The 10,832-nt window shown below is 64.5% G+C and carries 12 protein-coding genes; 10 read left to right on the forward strand and 2 right to left on the reverse strand.

Annotated features, from left to right (window positions below; all coding sequences use genetic code 11):
- Positions 1–24 precede the first annotated feature (24 nt).
- The 3 genes from ACQPWU_RS48645 to ACQPWU_RS48655 all read left to right on the forward strand — a co-directional run bounded on the left by ACQPWU_RS48645 (position 25) and on the right by ACQPWU_RS48655 (position 2,894).
- A complete protein-coding gene (locus ACQPWU_RS48645) occupies positions 25–255 on the forward strand; it encodes an integrase core domain-containing protein (RefSeq protein ID WP_433445488.1) in 231 nt (76 codons plus the stop codon).
- A gap of 172 nt (positions 256–427) precedes the next feature.
- On the forward strand, positions 428–1,363 hold the full coding sequence (locus ACQPWU_RS48650) for an ornithine cyclodeaminase family protein (RefSeq protein ID WP_433433096.1): 936 nt from the start codon (positions 428–430) through the stop codon (positions 1,361–1,363).
- A gap of 481 nt (positions 1,364–1,844) precedes the next feature.
- Positions 1,845–2,894, forward strand: a complete 1,050-nt coding sequence (locus ACQPWU_RS48655) for a beta family protein (RefSeq protein ID WP_433433098.1) — start codon at positions 1,845–1,847, stop codon at positions 2,892–2,894.
- Here ACQPWU_RS48655 and ACQPWU_RS48660 read toward each other — a convergent pair.
- On the reverse strand, positions 2,891–3,391 hold the full coding sequence (locus tag ACQPWU_RS48660; RefSeq protein WP_433433100.1) for a hypothetical protein: 501 nt from the start codon (positions 3,389–3,391) through the stop codon (positions 2,891–2,893). The two genes, ACQPWU_RS48655 and ACQPWU_RS48660, sit on opposite strands and share 4 nt — an antisense overlap.
- 883 nt (positions 3,392–4,274) lie before the next feature.
- Between ACQPWU_RS48660 and ACQPWU_RS48665 the strand changes: the two genes are divergently transcribed.
- The 7 genes from ACQPWU_RS48665 (at position 4,275) to ACQPWU_RS48695 (ending at position 9,349) form a co-directional block, all read left to right on the forward strand.
- The gene (locus ACQPWU_RS48665) at positions 4,275–4,925 is read left to right on the forward strand and encodes an integrase core domain-containing protein (protein ID WP_433433102.1); all 651 of its coding nucleotides are present in this window, start codon (positions 4,275–4,277) and stop codon (positions 4,923–4,925) included.
- 586 nt (positions 4,926–5,511) lie between these two features.
- On the forward strand, positions 5,512–6,009 hold the full coding sequence (locus tag ACQPWU_RS48670) for a DUF2199 domain-containing protein (RefSeq protein ID WP_433433104.1): 498 nt from the start codon (positions 5,512–5,514) through the stop codon (positions 6,007–6,009).
- 260 nt (positions 6,010–6,269) lie between these two features.
- Positions 6,270–6,671: a hypothetical protein gene (locus ACQPWU_RS48675; protein ID WP_433433105.1), complete on the forward strand. Its 402-nt coding sequence runs from the start codon at positions 6,270–6,272 to the stop codon at positions 6,669–6,671.
- 240 nt (positions 6,672–6,911) lie between these two features.
- Positions 6,912–7,289: a hypothetical protein gene (locus ACQPWU_RS48680; RefSeq protein ID WP_433433106.1), complete on the forward strand. Its 378-nt coding sequence runs from the start codon at positions 6,912–6,914 to the stop codon at positions 7,287–7,289.
- 273 nt (positions 7,290–7,562) lie between these two features.
- Positions 7,563–7,904 carry a hypothetical protein gene (locus ACQPWU_RS48685; RefSeq protein ID WP_433433107.1) on the forward strand — a complete coding sequence of 114 codons (342 nt, stop codon included), beginning with the start codon at positions 7,563–7,565 and terminating at the stop codon, positions 7,902–7,904.
- Positions 7,905–7,913: 9 nt separating this feature from the next.
- Complete coding sequence (locus tag ACQPWU_RS48690; protein WP_433433108.1) at positions 7,914–8,810, forward strand: tyrosine-type recombinase/integrase; 897 nt, start codon at positions 7,914–7,916, stop codon at positions 8,808–8,810.
- A 26-nt stretch (positions 8,811–8,836) separates the two neighbouring features.
- On the forward strand, positions 8,837–9,349 hold the full coding sequence (locus tag ACQPWU_RS48695) for a hypothetical protein (protein WP_433433110.1): 513 nt from the start codon (positions 8,837–8,839) through the stop codon (positions 9,347–9,349).
- An 817-nt stretch (positions 9,350–10,166) separates the two neighbouring features.
- Here ACQPWU_RS48695 and ACQPWU_RS48700 read toward each other — a convergent pair.
- Positions 10,167–10,826, reverse strand: a complete 660-nt coding sequence (locus ACQPWU_RS48700) for a hypothetical protein (protein ID WP_433433111.1) — start codon at positions 10,824–10,826, stop codon at positions 10,167–10,169.
- Positions 10,827–10,832: the final 6 nt, after the last annotated feature.

Consider the following 10,832-nt stretch of genomic DNA (forward strand, 5'->3'; position numbering starts at 1 on the left):
CTGCAACCCGCACGCGAGCGCTTCATACGTTCAGTACGCGAGGAGTGCACCAACCGGATCCTGCTGTTCGACCGCGGTCACGCCGAGAGGATCCTCCACAGCTACGCCCGCCACTTCAACGAGCATCGCCCGCACCAAGGCCGCCAACAGCTTGCGCCACTGGACGACCCTGAGGTCGTACTGCTGCCAGCAGCCTGGATCAAACGCCGGAAAGCCGTCGCAGGCCTCATCAATGAATACCGCCGGGCTAGCTGACCAAGCGGCAAAACCCCAGCTCAAAGCTGGTGAAGCCATTAAGAAGCGGTACGCTCATGACCACGAAGCCACGGGCGCATATGCGCAAAGTCAATATTTCCTACCGAATATACATCTATTTTCGATCGCAGTACCATCCGAGACACACCGGCAACCAGAAGGGCTTCGCGGCATGCTCATGATCACGCAGTCGGAGATCGAGCGCCTGCTCACCCCTTCCGACTACATCGACCTCATCGAAGACGCCTTCGCCGCCTACGCCCGCGGCGAGACCACCCCCAGCCTCCTGTCCCACCTCGACAGCCCACCCGGCGAGTTCCACATCAAGGCCTCAGGGATTGGCGGCGTGGTAGCCGTCAAGATCGGCGCCTGCTTCTACGACCGGCCCGCTACGCTCGACCTGCCCAGCATCGTCGGCGTCATCGCCCTGTTCGACGCCACCAACGGCCAGCCCCTGCTCTTCCTGGAATCGGCCACGGTCACCCGGCTACGCACCGCGGCCGCCACCGCAGTGGCGGTGCGCCATCTCGCATTACCCGACGCCGCCGCTCTGGCCGTCCTCGGCACCGGCGCGCAGGCCGCCACCCACATCACGGCCATCCGAGCCGTCCGTCCCATCGAGCGGGTCATCGTCTGGGGCCGCGACCCCGCCAAGACCGCGCGCTTCGCCCATGAGCACGCCGCCGAGGTCGCCCGCACTCCGGGCGAAGCCGCGATGGAAGCCTCCGTCGTCGTCACCCTCACCCCGTCCACTCGCGCCTACCTGGGCCTTACCGATGTGCGGCCGGGCGCACTGGTGGCGGCCGTGGGCTCCGACGCGCCCTCCAAGCGCGAGCTCCACGACGACCTGCTCGCCGCCGCCACCCTGATCACCGACGTCACCCACCAGTGCGCCGCCGTGGGCGAACTGCACCACCGCCCACAGACGCCGGTCAAGGCCGAACTGGGCGAGATCGTGCTGGGCACGAAGACGGGCCGCCAACACGCCGACGACATCGTGGTCTTCGACTCCACCGGCACCGCCGTCCAGGACGTGGCCGCCGCGCAGGCCCTCTACACCGCCGCGCGGAAGTACAGCGCCGGCCGCCCGCTCCCCCTATGGGACTGACCCGGTCGCGGCGTCCCAGGAAGAGCGCCAAAAGCACTACGTAGCTCCGCCGTCACCTGGGGGTCTTGCATTCATTTTGTCCGTCAAACCGGATCAAGCCCAGACCTGCTTCCGATCATGACGGCTCGGCGGTGACAAGTCACTGGCGTTACGAGTCCCCAACGAGATCCAGCGCGCGCTCTTCGACGCGACGGATAGACAATGCGCCAAATGCCGCAAACCTCGGCAAGAGTCGCAACTTCTTCTCCTCTTGCCGCAAACCAACACATAGGCATTATTTGCTCTAATGCAGCTCGTAACTGGATCTGCCCCATGTACACCTGCCGTCAACTCTTCGATGTGAGGATCTGGCCCTCCGGATATTGACGTGCTGACAGGCAGAGTTCACCGTCGGTGGCACCGGGCCGTGGCGGCCTGCCCACAGGCGAGGGATGGCCGCTTCACCCGCCATGAGGTTCACCAACCGCACGGAGAACCAACCATGACGGTGTACGTGGTCATCATCAACAGTCGCCGGCCCAATCTGCTGGCGCTCCGGCATATGAGTGACCGGATATCGGACAGCGTCCGGCCTCTTATCGAGATCGTGGCGCGCGCTGAAGATGAGTCGCCGAAGGTCGCGGTCCAGCGAGTACTATCGGAGATCCACCGGAACCGCCTGCTGGACAAGAGCATCGACTTCGCACTGGATACCAGGCCCCTTGCCGACCGGTTCGGGCCCTCAGGAGCATATGAGGCACTCAGGCTCCTTGTCGCAGACCTCGGCGTCGGCTCTTTCCGTCCCGTCATCCATACGGATGAGGCGCCGGAGAACCTGGAGGAAGTGCGACGCGCCACGGAGAAACTGCACACTGGCGTGTGCCTCCGCGTACGGCGCCCCTTCGCCTTCAACCTGTCTGATTCGCGCGTACTCCTGGATCAGCTGGAAGCCGTGGGGGAAACGGCGGAGCGAACGGACCTGGTGCTCGACTGCGGTTACTTCACCTCTGCCTCCGAAACTTGCACAGGCGTTGGAGGCCCTCTGCGCCACCTCCTCGACATCGCCTGGCAATCGGTGACGGTCGTAGGAGGGTCGTTTCCCTCCACCGAGGATCTGGTGAAGCCTGCCGTACCGGAGGTCAGGCGCATCCCACGGCGGGAGGCAGACCTCCGGTGCCGGATCAGCCGGCTGTGGAACGACGTCAGCTACGGGGATTACGGAGTCGACCATCCGGGCCCTCCCCCGGCAGACGACAAGTGGCCGCCCCCGAACCTGCGTTACACGGTCGGACGGCAATGGTCTCTGTACTACTGGCCGAAGGGAACAAGTCGCGGCAACAAGGGCTTCTTCGAGCTCTGCAAGAGGCTGGTCGGCTCCTCGGATTGGCCGACCTATGGTACGGGCTTCTCCTGGGGTGACGAGCAGATCGCGAGGGCGGCCTGTGAGGACGGCGGCCCTGGCGGGAGCACCGAGTGGAAGGCGTACTCCCTGTCTCACCACCTGGCTGCCGTCGTCGGCATGCTTCGCGAGGAGGCTTGCCGAGCGCGCTAAGCGCCGTCGGCACCGTAGCGGGCGTGGATGGCCTCAAGCCAGCTCACGGCCAGTGCCGCTAGATGCGTGACCTCGTCATAGATGCGCTGCGTCTGCGCGTCCTGCTCGGACGCGGACGCGGGTTCGTAGGCTTCGGCGGCGAGCTTGCCGAGTTGCGCCATCATCGCCACGACCCGGCTGCGGTCGAGCTCGTACAGGTCCGCACCGGCTGGGCGGGTGCGCAGGCGCTCCCGTTCGCGCAGGATGTCGTCGAAGGCGGCGCTGAGCCGCAACCGGGTGGCGTGTGCTCGCACCGCCTCAACGATGAACTCGGCGACCTGCCGGGGGTGGGCGGCGTCAGCGACTTCGAAGTACAGGGCGTACTGCTCCTCGTCGCCGACCGTGACGGCCCAGGCGCCGTGTTCGTCCTTGTCCTGGTTTGATGGGCCGGGAACGACGGCCCAGGACGCCAGGTCGACAGTGCCGATCTGATCAGGAGTAGGAATCGGTGGCTGCATCGCGATCTTCCTTCTGCTCGGACTGGGAAGAGGACGCGTTGAGGGCGGCCTCCCATGGTGGCGGAGGCGGCACATGATCGCCAGTCTTGTCGCTAGAGCGGAGGTCAGGGTTCCACCTGATGGCTCGGGACGACCAGGGGTGAGGGTCAGCGTGTGGTGGGTCCACCTCGTACGATGTGACGCCCCCTAATGAGCTGAGGGCGTACGCGTTCACGCTGTCGGAGGCGAACCAGCGCCAGAGGGCCGGACAGGCGATCGTGGCGCCCACAGCGAACGTGAGCAGCAGGGTGAAACGAACGACATCTTCGGCACGCCCTGCGCGAGTACGAACACCTCTACAACCAGCACCGAGCCCTGCGGGTGCCGAATATTGATTCGTGCAGGTCATGGTGGTGCGCTCTCTTGCTTTCCCGCCGCGCACCCCGCACGACATGATGGTTGATCGTGTTGTTACGCTTGGCCTACCTCACGGTCACGACCACCTTCTCCTTCCTGGGGCTGCTCCCCCGAACCGATCGTGACAAGGAAATCGAAATCTTGGTGTTGCGGCACCAGCTGATGGTGCTGCAGCGGCAGGTGACCAAGCCCGCCTTCACGCCGACTGATCGGTTCCTCCTCGCTGGGCTGCTTCACCGCCTGCCCACGGAGAGACTCCAGCACCTTGTGTTGCTGGTCCGCCCGGACACCGTCCTACGCTGGCACCGCGATCTGCTGCGGCGCCGTCCCGCCGCGGCCAGCAAGCGTCGCGGGCCGGACGTCCACGTACCATCCGGTCCCTCCGCTTGCTGGTGTTGCGGCTGGCACGGGAGAACACCTCGTGGGGCTACCGGCGCATCCACGGTGAGCTGGCCGCGCTCGGTATCAAGGTTGCTGCTTCCACCGTGTGGGAGATCCTCAAAACGCACGGCATCGATCCGTCTCCCGAACGGACCGCCCAACCTGGGCCGCGTTCCTGCGCAGCCAAGCAGGCGCCTTACTGGCGTGCGACTTCTTCGAAGTCCGCACCCTCACCGGCACACGCCTGTACGTTCTGGCGGTCATCGAGCACGCCACCCGCCGTATCCGCGTCCTCGGCGTCACCGCCCACCCCACCGGCCAGTGGGTCACCCAACTCGGCCGCAACCTCGCCATGGACCTACAGGATGTGGGCAGCACGGCCAAATTCCTCATCCACGACCGAGACACCAAGTTCACCGCAGCCTTCGACGCGGTGCTGACCGATGCCGGACTACGCATCGTCAAGAGTGGCCTCCGGATACCGCGAATGAACTCCATCATGGAACGCTGGATCCAGACCTGCCGGCGCGAACTGCTGGACCGAACGTTGATCTGGAACCAGCACCACCTTCTGCACGCGCTGCGCGAGTTCGAAACCTTCTACAACGAACACCGACCGCATCGGGCTCTCCGCCAGGCAGCTCCGCTCCGACCGCTTCCCGCCCCCAACGCCGCGCCAGCCCAGATCACGATGCTCGACATCCATCGACGCGATCGACTTGGAGGCATCCTGAAGGAGTATCGGCACGCGGCTTGACCTGGCCGGATGATTAATCGGCACCCGCAATCCGATCCCGCATAAACGCAGGTCAGGACATGATCAAAGCGCGCCCTGCAGGATTCGAACCTGCGACCGTCGGATTAGAAGTGGATAATCTCTTACCCCGCCTCCAACGTCAGCGACGTGCGGCGTTGTGGTGCTGATCTTTCTATAGGAGGGAGATCATCCCGTGCATATCCCGCAGTGGGGTCGCACGCCTAACCTTCCGAGATCCGTAAGTCCCCAAACGATGCCCAGGATCGTTCAGAACCGTTCACCCTGCTGCTCGCCAGACTCCGACCGTTCAGATCCGTCCGGCTCAGTTCATGATCGTCCGCTCGGGTGGCTCCCAAGGTGGCTCCCAGAAGTCCGATAGATCACCTGGCCGCAACGACAAACGTCAACTCTCTCTCCGACCTACGGGAACACGCCCAGCACACTGATTGCGCCATCATGACTTCTCGCCGTTCCGGTTCCCTCATCCCGCGCCACCAAGTACGCGTCGGGTGGACCGCTGGCTGTGTGCGAAGCTCTCACGATCACCGGAAGCGAGACCGTGGGCAAACTATGGAAGGGTTCGGATATGACGGAAATAGGCGACCCCTCCTTCGCAGGGGTGTGTGCGTGCGGGTCCCCGCTAGATGAACTTGATCGCCAGATACGCTTTCGGCTTCCCGATCCTCTGCTGGAGCTGGATCCTGCCGAGTTGGAAGCTCGCAGGTGGGGCAACGACGTCATGATGGCGGTCGAGGGAGTGGGGGCGTTCATCAGATGTCTCTTGCCGGTCAAGCTCTCGCACGGGTTCTCGGCCACTTTCGCCCTCTGGCTCGCCGTACATCCATCAGATCTCCAGACCGCCTATGAGGTGTGGACAGCGCCGGAGTATGCCGATCTAGAGTTGGCCGGCTTCGTCGCGAACGCCGTTGACCCCTGGGGCGCAGAGCTTTTGGCTGCTCCCGCGCGCGCCGTCGTGAAAGATCGGGAACACGTACCGTACATCGTGGAGACTTCCCATGAACTGCTGGGCCAGGTGATCAGCAAGGAGTGGCCACACCGCGAGGTGCTGAACGCGATGCCGTAATAGGCCCGCTGATATTCCCGCAAACGTCAGTGACGTCGAGCGTCGGCCGTCTACCGAGCCCGATGCTACGGCTGAGGCCGGTAACGGAAATCGAACCCGCGCTGGCAGCTTGGGAAGTGTATGGATCACGGCGCGTAGGGGCGCTGAGCTGGGCTTCTGGCCAGTCATGAGTGACCGTGGTTGACCTCTCGTCACCCTGTCTAATTGCACGCTAATTGCACGGTGATCACGGCGTGACGTGGAGATGGAATGCTTTCTCGATGGATTTCTCGGAGTTCGCCGCGGTGAAGCAGCGGGTGATGGGCGAGTCGTTCCCGAGCGCCGGGGATGACCTGGACGGCATGGCGATCGACTTCGATGCTTACCTGTGGCGCTCGCGGCTGATCAAGGAGGTGTCGGTTCGCCGTACCGGCGATACGAACAACCTGATCACTGCTACGTGCCAGACGGTGCCGGGGTGTTCGATGGTGGAGCTCGCTGCGGAGCTCGAACGGGTCTGGTTGCTGGATCTCAGATACTCATACTTCGAGGCTCACATGATCACTGCGGGTGAGTGGGGAGTTCACCTTGATACAGTGACACAGATCGCCCCGGACGGCTTCTACGTAACGGCCTCCATCGTCGCCGAAACGGCGCAGTCGGCCATGGCAGAGACAACATGACGATCTCTTTCGACGGGACCTTCTACCGCGTCACGGATCTTGAGTTCGAGATGGTCATTCCGGCCTGAGAGGGGTGCGAGCCGGACGCTGTAGCAGGGCGCTGCTGGTCGCAGGGGATGCCGGCGAGGTCGTGAGTGACCGTGGTTGACCACTCGTCACCCTGGTTAATGGCCCGCTAATGGCCTGGCAATAACACACAGAGGCCTTGCTTCACGGACCTGGCCGTGGTGGGCTCTCGCCGTGAGCCACGATCGCTTCCCCGGCCAGCTCTCTCTTCCTCTCAGCTTCCCGGATCGCCCCTTCAGGCTGTGGAGCTACGTGCCCTCGCATAGCGAGCTTGTCATACGGACGGAGTTCGACCCGACCGCACCTCACATCGAGCTGCTATTCAAGTCCGTCCGCCAGCTCAATCTTCCGGTGACGATGGATGGTGGCCTTGTCATCGGTATCGAGGATCGCCCCAGCGACAGAGTGGATGCTGTGACCTTCGCCGTCGGCAACGATCATTTCTCCGGCCAGGTCGTCGCTGGCTACCTGTTCCTGCGCCAAGAAGAGCGATCAAAGTACAGCCCGTTTTCCCTCTTCCACGGATACCTGCGAAGTGAGTTCACGCGATAACGACGCGTACGCTCGCGTCCTGATCATCCCGTCTGCCGTCGACCCGCCCGAAGGGGAAGCGGGCCAGGGCCACGGGGACAAGGTGGAGCCCCCAACTGGAGGAACGACCTTGGCCCCGTGGCCCTGGCCCGCTCGGCTTGTCCCGGGTCGATGGTGGGCGGGATGATCAGGCTTCCGCCTCAGCCACCTGCAGATCTGGACCTCGCGGATGGTGATCATCCCGGAGCCGCAGAGCCCCTGCCGGAGGCATAGAGCGTTGCTACCTTGTGCGCCATGAGTTTAACGGCGCGGGCGTTCAATGAACGCGGCGATTCTGTGGAGAACCCGAGCTCTGACGACCTGCATGCTCTGCTGCGCGGATTGACCATGTCCAACCGTTTCCTCGTGGTCGAGCGCCTGGACGCAGGAAATGATGAGTACTACATGCAGGCTTACCTGCGGGACGACGGGGCCTACTGGCTGGAGTATCGCGACGGCAGTGTAGACGCCCACTTCCGCGCTTTCAGCAGGACACTGCCGGTTCTGGCGCAGGTCTTCACCATGTGGCTATACCGGTTGCCTGGGTGGCGGGAGACGCTGGCTTGGACTGCTTGGCCGGATGAGTCCGAAGACTAATGCGGTGGCGTGCCGGTGGTCGGTGCGTTGGCTGGGTACGGCGAGTACGCGCTACGGGTAGGCCCGGGCCGCCGCCGGCCGGGACCGGCCCCCAGGCCGCACGCCCGGGCGGCGGGCGGCAGAGGGCCAGTACGGCGGCGCGGCGCGCCGCCGCTTGAGTACGCCGTTGAGCTGGAAGAGCTTTCGGCAAATCCGCTCGACCGGGTGAAGCTGCGCCGCCCGAAGTCGAATGGCGAGATAGACCGGCGCGTCGTCGTCAATCCGGCCCAGGCGCGGGAACTCCTCATCGCCCTCACCTACTGCGGCCGGACACGCGGGCCGATGCTGGCGGCCATGTTCGCCTGCATGTACTTCGCTGGCCTGCGACCGGCTGAGGCGGCCGGACTCCGGGAGAAGGACTGCCACCTTCCCGCATCCGGATGGGGCCTGCTCACGCTGGAAAAGACCGCACCCCAGAGCAACAAGCGGTTCACCGACTCCGGCAAGGCCCACGACGAGCGCGGTCTGAAGCACCGGGACGCGAAGACCACGCGGCCGGTGCCGATCCCGCCCGAACTGGTGGCCATCCTCCGGGCGCACCTCGACACGCACGGCACGGCCAAGGACGGCCGGCTCTTCCGGACCAGGACAGACGGCGTGATCTCCGGCTCGGCCTACGCCAAGATCTGGAAACAGGCCCGAACCTACGCGCTCACCCCCGACCAGGTCGCCTCTCCCCTGGCAGGCCGACCGTATGACCTGCGCCACGCGGCCGTCTCACTTTGGCTGAACGCCGGGGTCCACGCACCCGAAGCAGCGGAGCGGGCCGGCCACGGACTGGACGTCATGCTCCGGGTCTACGCCAAGTGCATCGACGGGCAACGCGAGGTGGCCAACCAGCGGATAGAGGGCGCGCTGGCCTCATGAATGATCGATCGAGGGATACTGGCCCGGTGGATCTCCCGGCTGAGCTCAGAGATCGTCTGGCCGACCTCAGAGGTGATCTCCTTTGGGGACGGCTCCTGGGGAGCGTAACGGATGCTGGATGGCTGGCCTGTGAGCTCATCGAAGCCGGTCTCGATACGCCCGCGGTCTGGGAGCTTGCGGGCTACGCGTTGTCCATCGGGCCTATGAAGGAAGTTGAGCCGCTGGTCCGCCAGGTGCTGGCGGAGAGCGGCTTCCCCTCCATCGATCTCCAGCGCGAGCCGTGGGCGGTCGCTCAGGATGTGGCGCAGGGGATAGCGGAGGGCACGCTACCCATAGGCAAGGGTGCCGACTTCCTGATCCTTGAGCTCAGGGATAAATGGACCACCCCAAAGGAGATTTGGGAGCTGATCCTTCTCATCGACGACTGGGAGGCCCTGCGTGGGACTCCGCCGACTGACGACGAGCTTCGAGGGCAGGCAAGCAAGATCGTCGATGCCGCACCAGGGTGGCCTGACGCGAAAGCTGACCAGGAACCGTAGAACATGGGAGTACGTCGGCAGCGAAGGGCCTCGGACCACTCCGGGGCCCTTCGTCGTGCGCTGGGGCTCATCCCGCAGACGTCCGAAACCCCGGCCTCGACCTGCGGAAACGTGGCCCCTTTCATCCCGCGTATATCCCGCGACCACCGACAGACAGGGGCTCTCGGCGGCCTACGGCTGCATGCGGGCGGGAGCCGTACCCAAGCAAAAGACCAGCTCAGACGGTGTTTGAGCTGGTCTCGATGGCGCGCCCTGCAGGATTCGAACCTGCGACCGTCGGATTAGAAGCAAGATCTTTTAGTGTCGCGCAGTGCCGCTGGGTGATGGTTCGTGTCACGTTAGCGCGTTCTGCGTGTCAGGCGGTGCCGGATCCTGACGGCGCGTCCACGGGCGTACGAGCACGCACCGAGCACGGCCGCCGCCCTATTCAATCATCACATTAAGGCTCCCCGGGATGGATCCGGCGTTCCAGCCATGTCACACCATCAAAGATGACGGCCGAAGTGCTCGGCACGTACTCCAACCCCGAACTCATCGGCGCGATCCGGAGGCCGCCGATACCGCCCTGCTCCCGCCCGGCGCCGTGCGTGACACCGGCCGCGGCTCGAACTACACCGACGACGAGTTCAGCCGCTCCTCACCGGCTTGCAGATCCGCCGCTCCGCGTTCAGAACGGTGGCTGCACCGCTTTGTCTTCACCACTCGATCCGAGACGGAACGGCAGATCATCGGCTACATCGAACGGTTCGACAGCCCGCGGCCGCCGGGGCCGTGCCCACAGCTGCCCGAATCACCTTTGCCGATCGATGTCATATCGTTAGCGGTAATGCGTACGCGCATACTTATCTCGCACGCCTTGGCACACATGGATGGGTGAACGCGTCCGGCAATCCTCGTAGGCAGCCGTGGCCGCTACACAGACGTCGCCACTCACCGTGACCCCCCAAGCGTGCCGGCACTTTCGGTATTCGATGTTGCCCTCCATGCAGAAACTACGTGCGATGTCAGTGTCACCACGAGTGCGACAGGCCTGATAGACAGGCTCGGAATCTCCGCAGATCGCTCCGCCGCCACGATAGACGCACGCCTCGTGAACGGCGACGTTCTCGCACTGCAGCAATGTCTTCCCCGCGGACCGGCAGGTCGAGAACGTCTCCGCCACCCGCTCCGCCGCCTCGGCGCACGTGTTCGGCCAGAGTCCGACGACATCGGCGGCCACGCAGTCCGCGATGAAGGCTTCGCGCTCGTGTCGCCGAGGCTTCGCATTTGCGCATACCTCATGCTCGCCCGCAGGGGCTTCACAGGGTTTTCTGGATGACTCGCCCGGCGAGGGGGTGGCGTCCTCACTCGTGCGGCTATCGTGCTCGGAACTGCCGGAGGCGACGGTGAGGGCCTCGTTCGACTGCGCCTGCACGGCGAACAGGGCCCCCGCAGCCAGCAGGACGACCGCCGCACCGGCGCGATAGAACATCCTCATCTTGGC

Origin of the sequence: Nonomuraea sp. CA-141351, assembly GCF_050944675.1 — a bacterium.
GTDB lineage: Bacteria > Actinomycetota > Actinomycetes > Streptosporangiales > Streptosporangiaceae > Nonomuraea.